Here is a 14960-nt window from a genome sequence, read left to right on the forward strand (position 1 = left end):
GTGATGTCGCGATCACTTGAACTTCAACCCGACCACGCGCACGAGGCCATCAGGCATCTGCCGGTAGCCCTCGAGCTTCTTCGTATGCGCGATCAGGAGCGTGCGATGATAGATGTAGATGATCGGCAGGTCGTCGAGCAGGATCTTGGTCAATTTGGCGTAGATCGCCTTGCGCTCCTCGACATTCGATGTGGCCCGTCCCTCTTCCATCAGCTTGTCGGCCTCGGGGTTCGAGTACACGCCGTCGTTCTGCGGCGCCTTGCTGCGCATGAAGATGTAGGAATTGCCGTCCGGGTCGATGCGTCCGCTCCAGTTGATCTGGAACACCTGGAACTCGCCGGCCTGCGCCTGCTTGAAGGTGGTCGCGAATTCGACGACGCGGACCTTGATGTCGAAGCCTGCCTCGGCGGCCATGGACTGCACGACCTGGGCGACGGCCTCGTACTCGGTGCCCTTTGGTACCATGTAGTCGACGGTGACGGGCAGGCTGACACCGGCTTCCTTCAACAGCGCCTTGGCCTTGGCGATGTCGCGACCCGGAATGGGGAAAGCCTTCTGATAGTATGGATGCGTCGGGCTGACCCATTGATTGCCCGGCGTGAACTCGCCGTTGAATACGACCTGGTTGATGGCCTCGCGATCGATCGACAGGCTGAGTGCCTGGCGCACCTTCGCCGATTGGCTGAGTGGCCCCTTGGTCTTGTCGTTTCCGATGTTGATGGTCAGGCCCTGATAGCCGAGCTCGGGCGCCGTCGACAGCACCAGCTTGGGATCGGCGCGGACGTCCTTGATGTCGGTGGCGAGCACGCGCTCGATCAGATCGAGCCCGCCGGACTTGAGGTTGGCAAGGCGCACTGTGGCATCGACGATCGGCAGGAATACGACGCGATCGATATGGATGTTGTCCTTGTTCCAGTAGTCGGCGAACTTCTCGAACACCATGCGATCCTGCTGCACGCGCTCGACGAACTTGTAGGGACCTGCGCAGACCGGATGCAGGCCGAACTTGTCACCGGCCTCCTTCGCCGCCTTGGGCGAGACCATCATGCCGGAGCGGTCGGTGAGCTGGGCGATCAGGGGCGAGTACGGCGTCTTGAGCACCAGCTTGATGGTCAGGGGATCGACGACCTCGACATGGTCGACGCTGGCGAGCTCGGACTTCCGGAACGAGGCCGGCAGCGTCATGTGACGTTCGATCGAGAATTTTGCGGCTTCGGCGTCCAGCGGCTCGCCATCGTGGAATTTGACGCCTGGCCGGAGCTTGATCGTCATCTCCTTGCCGTCGGCCGACGTCTCGTGAGACAGCGCGAGCTGCGGCACGATGTTGAGCTTCTCGTCGATGTCGAACAGCTTGTCGCAGAACGCGGAGAAGACGATGCGGCCGACATAGGTGCGGCCGATGCTGGGATCGAGGATATCAGGGTCTTCAGCGATCCCGATGCGAAGCGTGGTCTGAGCCTGGGCCGTGCCCACGAGCGACGTCAGCAAGGCCGACGCCAGGATTGTCAAACGCATAAAGCTCATCGCTCTCGACCTCTGTTTCACGGCTATGCGGGGTCCGTCCCCAATGAACTAACCCCGCCGCCGCGTGCTGCTTCCGGACCGCCGCTGAAGGCGGCAACCAATTTTTCAAGAACCGGCGAGAAGCCGCCATCCATGGGGACGATGGCCGCGGAGGACGGCAGTTCCGACGTTCGGTGGCAAGCTGTTGCATGTCCGATGCCATCCGAGACAAGCTGAGGCATTTCGCTGCGGCAGCGGTCCACGACATAGGGACAGCGGGTGTGGAAGCGGCATCCCGGCGGCGGATTCAGCGCGCTGGGGATCTCCCCCTGGAGCACAATCCGGCTGCTCTTTGCCCGCGGTTTAGGCACGGGAATCGCGGACAGCAGCGCGCGACTATAGGGGTGCCGGGGCGCGGCAAACAGCGCATCCGCCTCCGCGGTCTCGACGATCTGGCCGAGATTCATCACCGCGACGTGGTCGGCGATGTGCTTGACCACGGCGAGGTCATGCGAGACGAAAATGTAGGCAAGGCCGAGCCGGTCCTGGAGCTCGCGCAGGAGGTTGAGGATCTGCGAGCGGATCGAGACGTCGAGCGCTGAGACCGGCTCGTCGCAGATGATCAATTTTGGTTCGACCGCGAGCGCACGGGCAATGGCGATGCGCTGGCGCTGGCCGCCGGAGAATTCGTGCGGATAGCGTCGCTCGAGCCGCGGCTCCAGCCCGACCAGCCGCAGGATTTCCGCGACCCGTTCGCGTCGCCGTGCGGGTGGGACGAGATCGTGCAGCGCCAGCGGCTCGGTCAGGATCTGGCCGACCGTCATGCACGGATTGAGCGAGGCGTAGGGATCCTGGAAGATGATCTGCGCTTCGCGGCGGAACGCGCGGAGCGCTCCGGCGTCGAGCGAGAGCAGGTCGCGGCCACCGAAACGGATCGTGCCCGCATCCGGCTCGATCAGCCGCAGCACCAGACGGCTGACGGTGGATTTGCCGCAACCGGATTCGCCGACCAGGGCCAGCGTCTTGCCGGCCTCGAGCGAGAAGCTGACGCCATCGACCGCCTTGACATGCGCGAGCGCCCGGCCGAACAGCGAGCGCTCGGCGACGAAATGCTTGACCAGACCTTCGACCTCGAGGAGCGCCATCACGACACCAGAAGTTCGAGCGGCGCGCGGATGCAGCGCGAGAGGTGACCCGGGCCGATTTCCACGAGCGGCGGCGGCGCCCTGGTGCAGGCGTCGAGAACGAAGGGGCACCGTGCGGCGAAGCGGCATCCGGCGGGCGGTTGCGCCATGTTCGGGACCATGCCTTCGATCGTCGCGAGCTGCTCGGCACGGTGGTCGAGCCGCGGGATCGAGCCGAGCAGGCCGACGGTGTAGGGATGCTGCGGGGCGGCGAACAATTCATCCACCGGCGCGCGCTCGACGATCTCGCCGGCATACATCACCGCGACCTCGTCGCAGACCTCGGCGACCACGCCGAGGTCGTGCGTGATCAGGATGATCGCCGCACCGCTCGCCGCCTTCAACTCGCGCATCAGTTCAAGTATCTGCGCCTGCAGGGTGACGTCGAGCGCGGTGGTCGGCTCGTCCGCGATCAGGAGGCGGGGGTCGCAGGCCAGGGCCATCGCGATCATCACGCGCTGGCGCATGCCGCCGGAAAGCTTGTGCGGATATTCGTCGACGCGCCGTTCGGGCGAGGGGATGTGGACGCGGCGCAACAGCTCGATCGCGCGCTCCCGAGCGCTGCGCCGCGAGCCGCCGCGATGGCGCAGGATGGTCTCGATGATCTGGTCGCCGATGGTGAAGCTCGGGTTGAGCGAGGTCATCGGCTCCTGGAAGATCATCGCGAGCCGGTTGCCGCGGAGGTCGCGCAAGGTCTGGTCCGGGGTCTTCAGCAAATCGAAGCCGTCGAAGCGGATCGCGCCCGATATCTCCGTGCTTTGCTTCGGCAGCAATCCCATGATCGCGAGCGACGTCACGCTCTTGCCGCAGCCGGATTCGCCGACGAGGCCGAGCGTCGCGCCATTGGCGACGCTGAGATCTACACTGTCCACCGCATGGGTGACGCGGCCATCGTCGCCGTGGAAGCGGATGCGCAGATCCTTGATCTCGATGAGAGGGCTTGTGCTCATGATTGTCTTGCACGGGCCGCGGCGATGCTCGCGTCGATGACGCTGCGATCGGTGTTGCCGGCCGGGTTCTGCCGCGTCGGCATGGAGTTGCGGAAATGCACCCAGAGCTCGTGGCTGACCCGTTCGAGCCGCTCGAGCTCGCCGAGCGGATCGGAATGGTCGTCGGCGCGAATGTCCAGCGCCGGCCATTCCTCCTCGCCGTGGATCAGGAGCGCAGCAGACTGCTTGCCGCGTTTGTCGCCGCCGGCGGCTTCGCCCGCGCGCATCGCCGCGAGCAGGCGGCGCGGGAAGGGCAGGCTGTCATTGGCGATGTAGGTCTTGGCGGTCTCGTCGAGCACGTCGGCACCCGCGAGCATGTTGCCGGCGATGGAGAAGCCGCTGCCCGCGATGTGGCCGCACCAGTCGACGCAGTCGCGCCCGGTGTGCGCAGCAATCTCGCCGCTCGCGTCCATGATGTGGATCTGGCGGCTTTCGCGCCCGTCGTCGGTCGCGAGCAGGCTGGCGAGTACGTCATGCGCGTTCAAGCCTTCACGCAAGAGCTTGACGCCGTCGATGCCGTAATAGGGATTCACGAAGGCCTGGGTTGCGATCGCGCCGAGGCCGGCGGCGATATAGGGCACGCGCGCGCCGACGGCGAAGAAGCGGGTCGCAACCGCGATGCCGAACTGGCCGGTGGCAGGATCGCGTGCGATGATCGACCAGGTCATATTCTGTCCATCAGCGTCCTGCTGCGTAGCCTTGCATGCCGCGCGGATTGGCGGCGGCGCGGCGGCGCACCCCGACGCGCGAGGCCGCAGTGAGGCGGCCTTCCGACCAGTCGGGCCCGATCTCGACGATATGTCCGCGCTCGCGCAGATTCTCGATCGCTGCCTTCGGTACGCGGTTCTCGACCACGAGCACGCCGGGGCGCGCGGTGCGCGGCCAGAACGAGATCGGGAAATGCTCGGAATGCCAGGCCGGTGCGTCGATCGATTCCTGAAGGTTGAGATTGCAATGGACGTGGCGCAGGAAGAATTGCGTGATCCATTGGTCCTGCTGGTCGCCGCCCGGCGAGCCCCAGGCGAGATACGGCTCGCCGTCGCGCAGCGCCATGGTCGGCGACAGCGTGGTGCGCGGCCGCTTGCCCGGCGCAAGCGCGGCGGGATGGTCTTCCTCCAGCCAGAACATCTGCGCGCGGCTGCCGAGGCAGAAGCCGAGCTCCGGAATGATCGGCGAAGATTGCAGCCAGCCGCCCGATGGCGTCGAGGAGACCATATTGCCGGCCTTGTCGATGATGTCGAAATGCACGGTGTCGCCGCGTACCTCGCCGAAGCGTCCGACCGTCGGCTCGCCGGCGCCGAGCGCGCCGACCGCTTCGCGCTGGCCTTCGGCGCGCCGCAGCTTGACGACACCGCCAAAGCCCTCGACCGAGCCGGGGCGGAAGTCGAGCGAGGCCTTGTCGGTGACGAGCTTGCGGCGTTCGTCGTTATAGGCATCCGACAGCAGCGTCGCGATCGGGATCTCGCTGAACTTCGGATCGCCGTAGAACTTTTCGCGGTCGGCGAAGGCGAGCTTGGCGCATTCGATCTGGAGATGGATGAATTCCGGCCCGGTCGGGTCGAGTCCGTCGAGCGCAAAGCCCTTGAGCAGTGCGAGCTGTTGCAGCGTGACCGGGCCCTGGCTCCAGACGCCGGCCTTGCAGACAGTGTAGCGGCCATAGTCGTAGGTAAGCGGCGCCTCGATGGTCGGCTGCCAGCGCGCCATGTCGTCGGCCGAGAGAACGCCGCGATGCGGCGAACCGCTGACGTCCATCACCTCTTGCGTGCGGCAGAATTTGTCGATGGCTTCCGCGACGAAGCCGTGCGACCAGGCCCTTCGCGCACGCTCGATCTCGGCGTCGCGGCCACCGTCGCCGCTCTCGGCCTCGCTGAGAATGCGGGCGTAGGTCGCGGCCAGCGTCTTGTTGGTGAAGAGCGTGCCGGGTTTCGGCACCTCGCCATTGGGAAGATACACCGCGGCCGAGGTCGGCCAGTGCTTGCGGAATAGCTGCTCGACGGTCTGGATCGTGGCGCAGGCGCGCTCGACCAGCGGATAGCCGTCGCGCGCGTAGGAGATCGCGGGCTCCAGCACGTCGCGTACGCGCATGGTGCCGTAGTCTCGCAAGAGCATCATCCAGGATTCGAAGGTCCCGGGCACGCAGGCGGCGAGCAGGCCGGTGCCCGGCACCATGTCGAGGCCTTCGCTCCTGTAATGCGCGATGGTGGCGCGCGCCGGCGCCGGGCCCTGGCCACAGATCACCTCGGTGCGGCCGCGCTTCACGTCGTGCACGATAACAGGCACGTCGCCGCCGGGGCCGTTCAGATGCGGCTCGACCACCTGGAGCGTGAAAGCGGTGGCGACGCCGGCATCGAAGGCGTTGCCGCCCTTTTCCAGAATGGCCATGCCGACGGCGGTCGCGATCCAGTGCGTGGTGGCGACGACCCCGAACGTGCCCTCGATCTCGGGGCGCGTCGTGAAGGGATCCGGATTGACGTTGCTGGCCATGGGATTTCGTTACCTTAGTTGTGGCGCGCGCAATTGATCACAGGCGATGCCGTGCCGCCAATGCGCAGGCCGCATGGCACGCGCGCGTCACGCCGGGACCGGCGCGGTGTTAACCGCATGGCAGGCGACGCCGCCGATCAGTTCCGGGGCTTCCTTGCGGCAGAGATCGAACGCCAGCGGACAGCGCGGATTGAAGGCGCAGCCGGGCGGCGGATTGATCGGGTTCGGAATCTCGCCCTTGACCGGAATGCGCTGGCGGCCGCTCATGGCAAGATCGGGCACGGCGCCCAGCAGCATCTTGGTGTAGGGCATGCGCGGCCGGGCAAACAGCTCGCGGCCTTCCGCGATCTCGACGATGCGGCCGAGATACATCACGCCGACGCGGCTCGCCATGTGACGGACCACGGCGAGGTTGTGGCTGATGAACATGTAGGTCAGGCCGAACTTGTCCTGGAGGTCGCGCATCAGGTTCAGGATCTGCGCCTGCACCGAGACGTCGAGCGCCGAGGTCGGCTCGTCGCAGACGATGAACTCGGCATCGGACGCGAGCGCCCGCGCGATCGCGATACGCTGGCGCTGGCCGCCGGAGAACTCGTGCGGAAACTTCAGCCGGTCGTCGGGATGCAGGCCGACGAGGCTGAGCAGCTCGCCGACGCGCGCCTGGATGTCGCGCTCGCCCTGGATCAGGTCGAAGGCGCGGATCGGCTCGGAGATGATGGCATCGACCCGGAAGCGCGGATTCAGGCTCGCATAGGGATCCTGGAAGATCATCTGGATGCGGCGGCGCAGCTTTCGCCGCGCCGGCGCCTGCCGCGGATCCCCCATCGAGACGCCGTCGATCTGGACGTCGCCCGAGCTCGGCGGCAACAGGCCGACCACCATCCGCGCCACCGTGGTCTTGCCGGAGCCGGACTCGCCGACCAGCGCAAAGGTCTCGCCCTTCCTGATGTCGAAGGTGACGTTATCGACAGCCTTGAGATATTCGAGATGCCCGCCTTCCAGCACGCGGTTGAGCCAGGGCTTCGAGACATCGAAGACGCGGCGCAGATTTGTGGCCTGGACGAAAGGGGCGCTCATGCCGCGCTCTCCGCCGGCACATTGTCATAGAGATGGCAGGCGACCGATTGGGCGCCTTGCGGCAGTGGCTCGGGCCGATCGACACGACAGCGGTCGAATGCGAACGCGCAGCGCGGATTGAACGAGCATCCGCGCGGAATCGCCGACAGGCGCGGCATGGAGCCGGGGATCTGCACCAGGCGCTTGTCCTCGCCCGCGAGCGTCGGGATCGCGCCCATCAATCCTTTTGCGTAAGGATGCAGCGGGTTCCTCACGACGTCCTGCACTGGACCGATCTCGGCGACGCGGCCGGCGTACATCACCGCGACGCGGTCCGAGGTCTCCGCGATCACGCCCATGTCGTGGGTCACCAGCATCACCGCGGTGCCGTGGTCGCGCCCGAGCCGCTTGATCAGGGAGATGATCTGCGCCTGGACGGAGACGTCGAGCGCTGTGGTCGGCTCGTCCGCGATGATCAGCTCAGGCTCGGCGCAGATCGCGAGCGCAATCACGACGCGCTGGCGCATGCCGCCGGAGAACTCGTGCGGATAGCCGTCGATGCGCTTTTCCGGCGCGGGGATGCCGACTTCGGCGAGCAGGTCGATGGCGCGGCGGCGGGCCGCCTGTTCGGACAGATTGAGGTGGGTCCGGATGGTTTCCACGATCTGGTCGCCGACCCGGTACAGCGGATTGAGCGAGGTGAGGGGATCCTGGAAGATCATGCCGATGCGTTTGCCGCGGATGCGGCGCATCTCTTCCGGCGGCAGATTGTCGATGCGCAGGCCGGCGAGATGAATCTCGCCGCCGGCGATGCGGCCGGGAGGATCGATCAGGCCGATTACCGCGAGGCCGGTGACGGATTTTCCGGCGCCGGATTCACCGACCACCCCCAGCACCTCGCCCTTGGCGATGTCGAAGGAGACGTCGTCGATGGCGCGCAGCGTGCCGCGGCGGGAGGCGAACTCCACCTGGAGATTGCGCACGGAGAGAACAGGTTCGGTCATGGGCGACGCACACTCATCGAAGTTTCGGGTTGAGCGCGTCGCGCAGCCAATCGCCGAGCAGGTTGATGGAGAGGATCAGTGCGGCGAGCGCGAGCCCGGGGAAGGCGACGATCCACCATTCGCCCGCGAACAGATAGTTGTTGCCGATGCGGATCAGCGTGCCGAGCGAGGGCATGGTGTCGGGCAGGCCGACGCCGAGGAAGGACAGCGTCGCCTCGGTGATGATGGCGAGCGCGAGGTTGATGGTGGCGATGACCAGGATCGGGCCCATCGTGTTCGGCAGCACATGCCGCAGCATGATCACGGGCGCGGGCAGGCCGATCAGCTGCGCGGCGGCCACGTAGTCCTTGTTCTTCTCGACCATCACGGAACCGCGCACGGTCCGGGCATACCCGACCCAGAAACTCAGACCGATCGAGATCACCAGCACCACCAGCATGCTGGTGGCATCCAGCCGGTTGCCGAGGATCGATTTCGCGATGCCATTGACCAGCAGCGCGATCAGGATGGCGGGGAAGGTGAGCTGGACGTCGGCGATCCGCATGATCACGCCGTCGACCGCGCCGCCGAAATAGCCGGCCATCAGGCCGAGCGCGATGCCGAGCGCACCGGCGAAGATCACGCCGGCCACGCCGACGGCGAGCGAGATACGCATGCCGTAGAGGATGGCGGAGAACACGTCGCGACCCTGCTCGTCGGTGCCGAGCAGGAACGGGCTCTGGCCGTCGGCGGTCCACAGCGGTGAGATCCGCGAGTTCATCAGCTGAAGTTGCGCCGGATCGAACGGGTTCTGGACCGCAAGCCAGGAGGCAAAGATCGCGAGCAGGAAGAACAAGACCGTGATGGCGGCCGCAACCATGGTGAGCTTGGAGCGGCGGAAGGAATAGAAGACGTCGCTATCGAGCGCGCGGCTGAGCCAGCCGCGGGCAGCGTGGGTCGGCTGCGTGCTCTGCTTGTCGGAATTGGAGACGACTGCGTCTGACATGCAGATTGCCCTATGTCGCGCGGCCGACGGTCGAGCGCAGGCGCGGATCGACCACGGTGTAGAGGATATCGACCACCAGATTGATGGTGACGAAAATCAGCGAGACCATCAGCAGGTAGGCGGCCATAATCGGGATATCGACGTTTTGCACGGCCTGAACGAACAGAAGTCCCATGCCCGGCCACTGGAACACGGTTTCGGTGATGATCGAAAATGCAATAACCGAGCCAAACTGGAGCCCGGCTACCGTGATCACGGGAATGAGCGTGTTCTTCAGCGCGTGTCCGAAATGGATGGCACGGGTGGTGAGCCCCCGGGCGCGGGCGAAGCGGATATAGTCGGTTCGCAGCACTTCCAGCATCTCCGCCCGCACCAGCCGCATGATCAGGGTCATCTGGAATAGGCCGAGCGTGATCGAGGGCATGATCAGCGCCTTCAGGCCCGACAGCGTGAGCAGGCCCGTCGTCCACCAGCCGAGCTTGACCACCTCGCCGCGGCCGAACGAGGGCAGCCAGCCCAGCGTCACCGCGAACAGATAGATCAGGAGGATGCCGATCAGGAACGTCGGCAGCGAGATGCCGATCAATGAGACCGCCTGGAATAATTTGGCGAGCGCGGTGTCGCGCTTGAGCGCCGAATAGACTCCCATCAGGATCCCGAACACCATTGCGAACACGGTCGCGCAGATCGCAAGTTCCAGCGTCGCGGGCATGCGCTCCATCAATAGCGCCGAGACCGGCTGGCGGAACTGGTAGGACACGCCGAACTTGAACTGCGCGGCATCGCCGAAATAGCGCACGAACTGCACCGGCACGGGATCATCGAGGCCGAGCGACTTGCGCACGGCTTCGCGTTCGGCCGCCGACGTGTCGATCGAGACGATCTGGTTGACGGGATCGCCGGCGAATCGGAACATCGAGAACGCGATGATGCCGACGGCAAACATGACGCCGATAGCCTGAACGGCGCGGCGTAGAGTGAAAGCGAGCATTTCTTCCACTGTCCTTGGGTGCGCTTACAGCCGACGACTTTGTCGGCCGGAAAAGGAAAGGTCCCGGAAGCCTGACGCTCCCGGGACCTCGTGTTCAACTGACGCTATTCCTTCTTGGTCGCCCAATGGAACATGACCAGATTGTCGGCGCGCTGCGGCAGGTTGACCTTCTTCGATACGCCCCAGGCCAGCGCCTGCTGGTGCAGCGGGATGTAGGACCAGTCCTTGTTGCCGATTTCGTAGGCCTGCTTGATCAGCTGGTTGCGCTTGGCGGTGTCGGTTTCGACCAGCACCTTGTCGGTGATGGCGTCGAACTCCTTGTTGCAGTAGCCGCCGAGATTGGCCTCGCCCCGTGAGGATTTCGCATCGTCGCGGCAGCCCATGATGTCAAAGAGCACGTTGTGAGAATCCATCGTGCTCGGCGTCCAGCCCAGCATGTAGAACGAGGTCTGGTAGCCGCCTTGCTTCAGCACCTTGGCGAAGTACTGTGCCTTCGGCTGCGCCAGCAGATTGATCTTGACGCCGATGCGGGCAAGCATGCCGACCACGGCCTGGCAGATCGCGGCGTCGTTGACATAACGATCGTTCGGGCAGTCCATGGTGACCTCGAAGCCGTCGGGATAGCCGGCCTCGGTCAGGAGCTTCTTGGCGCCGTCGGGATCGAATTTCGGCCGCGTGAATTCCTTGGACAGTATGAACAGCTCCGGCGCGATCATCAGCGCCGACGGCGTCGCCAGCCCGCGCATCACGCGCGTCTTGATCAGCTCGATGTCGATCGCCTTGTAGAACGCCTCGCGGACCTTGATGTCCTTGAACGGGTTCTTGCCCTTGATGTTGGAGTAGAGCAGCTCATCGCGCATCTGGTCGAAGCCGATGAAGATGGTGCGCAGCTCCGGCCCCTTCAGCACCTGGGCATTCGGGCTGGAATCGACGCGGGAGATGTCCTGGATCGGCACCGGCTCGATGACGTCGACTTCGCCCGAGAGCAGGGCGGCGACGCGGGTGGCGTCGGAGGAGATCGGGGTGAAGATGATCTCCTTCAAATTGCCTTCGACCTTGCCCCAGTAATTGGGATTGGCCTTGAACACCGTCTTCACGCCGGGCTGATGGCTCTCGATGATGAAGGGGCCGGTGCCGTTCTCGTGGAGCGAGGCGTAGCTCGGCGTGGTCGCTGCCACCGGCGTCGGGTCGACGACGTTGTTCTCCTCGGCCCATTTCTTGTCCATGATGTACCAGACATCCCACGCGTTATGCAGGATGGGGTTGGGCGAGGGCAGGACGAAATCGACGGTGTAGTCGTCGACCTTGACCACCTTGACGTCGGGCGCAAGGCGGGTCTGCATGTTGGACCCCTTCTTGCGCACGCGATCGGCCGAGAACACCACGTCGTCGGCGGTGAACGGGTCGCCGTTGTGGAACTTCACGCCCTTGCGCAGATGGAAGCGCCAGCGGGTCGGCTCCGGAGTTTCCCAGCTTTCCGCCAGCGCCGGAATGATCTTGAGGTCCTTGTCGCGCGCGGTGAGGCCTTGATAGACGTGACCGAGATGAGCGTGGGTGGTGCTCTCGTTGAGCGTATAGGGATCGAGCGACTTCAGGTCACCCTGGTTGGCATAACGTAGCGTCTGGCTCGACGCCGGCGAGACCGCCAACGCAAGCGTACCGGCGAGCGTCGCCGCAAACAGAGTTCGTCCGACTGACATTCTTGACCCTCTCCACTCTGCCGCGCCGTGATTTTTGATTGTTCGGCGGGGCTGATCGATCCATGTTGCCCAGAGTTCACGACCCGTGCAAGCGCCATTCCAGCAAGGAACGCGCCAAGTTGCACCGCTGTGCAGCAATGCTGACCGGCAATCTAGGGGAGGCTGGCGCGCGAACGACATTCGACTTTCGACCTGTGAAGTCCCGGGGTAAAGGGAAATTGGCCCTGTCGGCCGTTGGCGTCTCAGCCGTCCGAGCTGCGGTCGCGGCCGAGCAATTTGATTGACCATACCCGCCGATTGCGGGAGCCGGCGCCCCGCGGCGCGTCCGAGGTCGCTTGCGTTGCACACCGTGTCGCGGCGATACTCCAACAGAGTGCTCGAATCTCATCCGGAGGGGACATGAAAGTTAACATCGAAATCGACTGCACCCCCCTCGAGGCCCGTCAGTTCTTCGGATTGCCGGACGTCTCGCCGATGCAGATTGCCGTCATGGACAAGCTGCAGCAGCAGGTCCTGAGCAATATCGACAAGGTCTCGCCAGAATCGCTGATCCAGAGCTGGTTCACTTTCGATCCGAAGCTTGCCGAGCGGTTTCAGGACATGTTCGTCACCATGGCCGGCCTCGGCGGAACGCGCAGCAGCGATAAGAAGAAATAATGTCGGCCGGGCGGGACGGGCCGCAAGCGTCTGACCGGCTTCGTCCGCCGGGCCTTGGTTTGCTGCTCGCCGAAGCCCGCGGCCTGTTCGAGTTGAACGCCAGCCTGCTGTTGTCGCCGTTGCTGATGCGCGCGCCCAGGGGCGACGGCCATCCGGTGCTGACGCTGCCGGGCTTTCTCGCCAGCGATCTTTCGATGGCGCCGATGCGGCGCTATCTGAGCGAGCTCGGCTATGAGGCACATGCCTGGCGGATGGGCCGCAATCTCGGCGGGCTGGGGCGGATGCGGGAGGCCTTGCGCACCCGTCTCGCCGAGATCCACGCCGCGAGGGGGCGCAAGGTCAGCCTGGTCGGATGGAGCCTCGGCGGCGTCTATGCCCGCGATCTCGCGCTCCAGGCGCCCGACATGGTCCGTTACGTCATTACGCTCGGCAGTCCTTTTGCCAACGACGTGCGGGCGACCAACGCCACGCGGCTCTATGAGGCGCTGTCCGGCGAGCGGGTCGAGGATTTTGCCGAACTGCGCGAGGCGATCGCCGGCGATCTGCCGGTGCCGGCGACGTCGATCTATTCCCGCGCCGATGGCGTCGTGAACTGGCGGACCTGTCTGTTGCGCCCCTCGGACCATGCCGAGAACATCGAGGTGCACCTGGCGAGCCATATCGGGCTCGGCGTTAACCCCGCCGCGCTGTGGGCCGTGGCGGACCGGCTGGCGCAACCGGAGGGGGAGTTCTGGCCATTTGACCGGGCAGGGCCGTTTGCCATTGCATATGCCCCGCCGGAGCGGGCAATATCGGCCTGACGAGAAGCGCCGTCCAAGGCGCCCGTCAAATCTTGCGGGAGGGAACCATGGCTGACGGTAAGAAGCTGTCGTCGCTGGATGCGTCGTTTCTCTATCTGGAAACGCCGGAAATGCCGATGCATGTCGGCAGCATGGCGATCTTTCGCCTGCCCGACGATTACAAGGGCGACTTCTTCGAAGACTTCAAGGCGATGATCGTCTCGCGCCTGCACATCGCGCCGATCCTGAAGGCGCGGCTGGAGAAGGCGCCGCTCGACATCGACCATCCCTCCTGGGTCGAGGACGATCAGTTCGACATTGACCGTCACATCTTCCGCGCCAGCCTGCCGCAGCCGCGCGACCGCGCCACGCTGGAACGCATCGTCGGCTGGATGCACGCCAAGCTCTTGAACCGCGCCCGCCCGCTCTGGGAATTCTACGTGTTCGAGGGCATGAAGGACAACGAGGTCGGGCTCTATTCCAAGATGCACCATGCCGCCATCGACGGCGGTGCCGGCGCGGCGCTGACCAACATGATCTACGACATCTCGCCGATCCCGCGGAAGGTCGATCCGCCGGCGGCGGGAGCCAAGCCGGGGCAGGAGCCGCGTGACATCGCCGCCAACCTGCTCGATTCCTATCAGCAGCTTTTCAGCCAGCCGCTCGATGCTTCGGCCGCTGCGAAGAACCTGCAGCTGCCCCGCACCGGCAAGAGCGACATCGGCTCGATCCTGTTCGACAACGCGATGTACCAGATCGAGAGCGCGGTGCGCTTCGCCGGCAACATCCCGACCGTGCTCAAGAGCGTGTCCGACGTGCTCGGCAAGGTCGCCGATCCGAAGTCGCGCGAGAGCCTCGCCAGCATGGTGTCGCCGCCGACCATGCTCAACAAGACCATCTCCTCGGAGCGCAGCTTCGCCGGCGTGTCGATCCCGCTGTCGCGGGCGAAGGCGCTGGCCAAGCAGGCCGGCGGCAAGCTCAACGACGTCGTGCTGGCGCTCGCCTCCGGCGTGGTCCGCCGCTATCTCCAGCAATATGGCACGCTGCCGGCGAAATCCTTGACCGCCGCCGTGCCGATCTCGCTGCGCGAGGAAGGCAACACCGAGGCCAACAACCAGGTGTTCGGCATGATCTGCGCGATCGCGACCGACATCGACGATCCCAAGGCCCGACTGGAGGCGATCATCGCGCAATCGACCAAGTCCAAGGAGATGTCGCATCCGCTGCGCGCCCTGATGCCGCAAGTGTCCAACATCTCGATGCTGGGCGCGCCGATCATGGTGCAGATCCTGGCCTTGCTCTACAGCCGCTCGAACCTGTCGGACGTGCTGCCGCCGGCCGCCAACATCACGGTGTCCAACGTGCCCGGGCCGCGGCAGACGCTCTACGCCGCCGGCGCGGAGCTGCTGCACATCTTCCCGGTGTCGATCTCGACGCACGGGCAGGCGCTCAACATCACGGTGCAAAGCTATCGCGACCAGCTCGATTTCGGTTTCATTGTCGGTGCCAACATCATTCCGCATGTGCAGGTGATGTGTGACATGCTGCCCGAGGAGTTTGCTGCGCTGGAGGCGGCCTATGCGCCGCCAGCGGCCGACATCAAGGGCGCTGCTGAGTAGGAATGTCCC

At 65.1% G+C, this 14960-nt stretch carries 13 protein-coding genes; 3 read left to right on the forward strand and 10 right to left on the reverse strand.

Annotated elements, in window-relative coordinates; all coding sequences use genetic code 11:
- Positions 1–12: 12 nt before the first annotated feature.
- From WN73_RS43380 to WN73_RS43425, 10 genes are all read right to left on the reverse strand, one after another.
- The gene (locus WN73_RS43380; RefSeq protein ID WP_038965798.1) at positions 13–1524 is read right to left on the reverse strand and encodes an ABC transporter substrate-binding protein; all 1512 of its coding nucleotides are present in this window, start codon (positions 1522–1524) and stop codon (positions 13–15) included.
- A gap of 23 nt (positions 1525–1547) precedes the next feature.
- Positions 1548–2648, reverse strand: a complete 1101-nt coding sequence (locus WN73_RS43385; protein WP_271558381.1) for an ABC transporter ATP-binding protein — start codon at positions 2646–2648, stop codon at positions 1548–1550.
- Complete coding sequence (locus WN73_RS43390) at positions 2648–3637, reverse strand: ABC transporter ATP-binding protein (RefSeq protein WP_011085654.1); 990 nt, start codon at positions 3635–3637, stop codon at positions 2648–2650. Before WN73_RS43390 ends, WN73_RS43385 begins: the two co-directional genes overlap by 1 nt.
- Positions 3634–4344: a DUF1028 domain-containing protein gene (locus WN73_RS43395; RefSeq protein ID WP_011085655.1), complete on the reverse strand. Its 711-nt coding sequence runs from the start codon at positions 4342–4344 to the stop codon at positions 3634–3636. Before WN73_RS43395 ends, WN73_RS43390 begins: the two co-directional genes overlap by 4 nt.
- 10 nt (positions 4345–4354) lie before the next feature.
- Positions 4355–6160, reverse strand: a complete 1806-nt coding sequence (locus WN73_RS43400; RefSeq protein ID WP_011085656.1) for a gamma-glutamyltransferase family protein — start codon at positions 6158–6160, stop codon at positions 4355–4357.
- Positions 6161–6247: 87 nt separating this feature from the next.
- Entirely contained in the window at positions 6248–7237 is a 990-nt protein-coding gene (locus tag WN73_RS43405) for an ABC transporter ATP-binding protein (RefSeq protein ID WP_028172431.1), read from the reverse strand.
- Positions 7234–8220, reverse strand: a complete 987-nt coding sequence (locus tag WN73_RS43410) for an ABC transporter ATP-binding protein (RefSeq protein ID WP_011085658.1) — start codon at positions 8218–8220, stop codon at positions 7234–7236. Before WN73_RS43410 ends, WN73_RS43405 begins: the two co-directional genes overlap by 4 nt.
- A 13-nt stretch (positions 8221–8233) precedes the next feature.
- Complete coding sequence (locus WN73_RS43415) at positions 8234–9205, reverse strand: ABC transporter permease (RefSeq protein ID WP_028172430.1); 972 nt, start codon at positions 9203–9205, stop codon at positions 8234–8236.
- A 10-nt stretch (positions 9206–9215) separates the two neighbouring features.
- Entirely contained in the window at positions 9216–10196 is a 981-nt protein-coding gene (locus WN73_RS43420; RefSeq protein ID WP_038965796.1) for an ABC transporter permease, read from the reverse strand.
- A gap of 104 nt (positions 10197–10300) precedes the next feature.
- Positions 10301–11896 (reverse strand): ABC transporter substrate-binding protein, encoded by a 1596-nt coding sequence (locus WN73_RS43425; RefSeq protein ID WP_011085661.1) that lies wholly within the window; start codon positions 11894–11896, stop codon positions 10301–10303.
- Positions 11897–12295: 399 nt separating this feature from the next.
- On the opposite strand from WN73_RS43425, the gene WN73_RS43430 reads away from it, so the two are divergent.
- Genes WN73_RS43430 through WN73_RS43440 form a run of 3 tightly spaced genes read left to right on the forward strand, consistent with a single transcriptional unit; the run spans position 12296 to position 14951 of the window.
- Complete coding sequence (locus WN73_RS43430; RefSeq protein ID WP_011085662.1) at positions 12296–12553, forward strand: DUF6489 family protein; 258 nt, start codon at positions 12296–12298, stop codon at positions 12551–12553.
- The gene (locus WN73_RS43435) at positions 12553–13353 is read left to right on the forward strand and encodes an esterase/lipase family protein (RefSeq protein WP_011085663.1); all 801 of its coding nucleotides are present in this window, start codon (positions 12553–12555) and stop codon (positions 13351–13353) included. The genes WN73_RS43430 and WN73_RS43435 overlap by 1 nt, the downstream gene beginning before the upstream one ends.
- Positions 13354–13400: 47 nt before the next feature.
- Positions 13401–14951, forward strand: coding sequence for a WS/DGAT/MGAT family O-acyltransferase (locus WN73_RS43440; RefSeq protein ID WP_028172428.1), 1551 nt, complete (start codon positions 13401–13403; stop codon positions 14949–14951).
- The last annotated feature ends 9 nt before the right edge of the window (positions 14952–14960 follow it).

Origin of the sequence: Bradyrhizobium sp. CCBAU 45394 (assembly GCF_028128655.1) — a bacterium.
Lineage (GTDB): Bacteria > Pseudomonadota > Alphaproteobacteria > Rhizobiales > Xanthobacteraceae > Bradyrhizobium > Bradyrhizobium diazoefficiens.

Bases quoted from the DNA above. Each gene is read 5' to 3' on its own strand.
- WN73_RS43380 (WP_038965798.1), bottom strand. From the start codon at position 1,524: ATGAGCTTTATGCGTTTGACAATCCTGGCGTCGGCCTTGCTGACGTCG.
- WN73_RS43385 (WP_271558381.1), bottom strand. From the start codon at position 2,648: ATGGCGCTCCTCGAGGTCGAAGGTCTGGTCAAGCATTTCGTCGCCGAG.
- WN73_RS43390 (WP_011085654.1), bottom strand. From the start codon at position 3,637: ATGAGCACAAGCCCTCTCATCGAGATCAAGGATCTGCGCATCCGCTTC.
- WN73_RS43395 (WP_011085655.1), bottom strand. From the start codon at position 4,344: ATGACCTGGTCGATCATCGCACGCGATCCTGCCACCGGCCAGTTCGGC.
- WN73_RS43400 (WP_011085656.1), bottom strand. From the start codon at position 6,160: ATGGCCAGCAACGTCAATCCGGATCCCTTCACGACGCGCCCCGAGATC.
- WN73_RS43405 (WP_028172431.1), bottom strand. From the start codon at position 7,237: ATGAGCGCCCCTTTCGTCCAGGCCACAAATCTGCGCCGCGTCTTCGAT.
- WN73_RS43410 (WP_011085658.1), bottom strand. From the start codon at position 8,220: ATGACCGAACCTGTTCTCTCCGTGCGCAATCTCCAGGTGGAGTTCGCC.
- WN73_RS43415 (WP_028172430.1), bottom strand. From the start codon at position 9,205: ATGTCAGACGCAGTCGTCTCCAATTCCGACAAGCAGAGCACGCAGCCG.
- WN73_RS43420 (WP_038965796.1), bottom strand. From the start codon at position 10,196: ATGCTCGCTTTCACTCTACGCCGCGCCGTTCAGGCTATCGGCGTCATG.
- WN73_RS43425 (WP_011085661.1), bottom strand. From the start codon at position 11,896: ATGTCAGTCGGACGAACTCTGTTTGCGGCGACGCTCGCCGGTACGCTT.
- WN73_RS43430 (WP_011085662.1), top strand. From the start codon at position 12,296: ATGAAAGTTAACATCGAAATCGACTGCACCCCCCTCGAGGCCCGTCAG.
- WN73_RS43435 (WP_011085663.1), top strand. From the start codon at position 12,553: ATGTCGGCCGGGCGGGACGGGCCGCAAGCGTCTGACCGGCTTCGTCCG.
- WN73_RS43440 (WP_028172428.1), top strand. From the start codon at position 13,401: ATGGCTGACGGTAAGAAGCTGTCGTCGCTGGATGCGTCGTTTCTCTAT.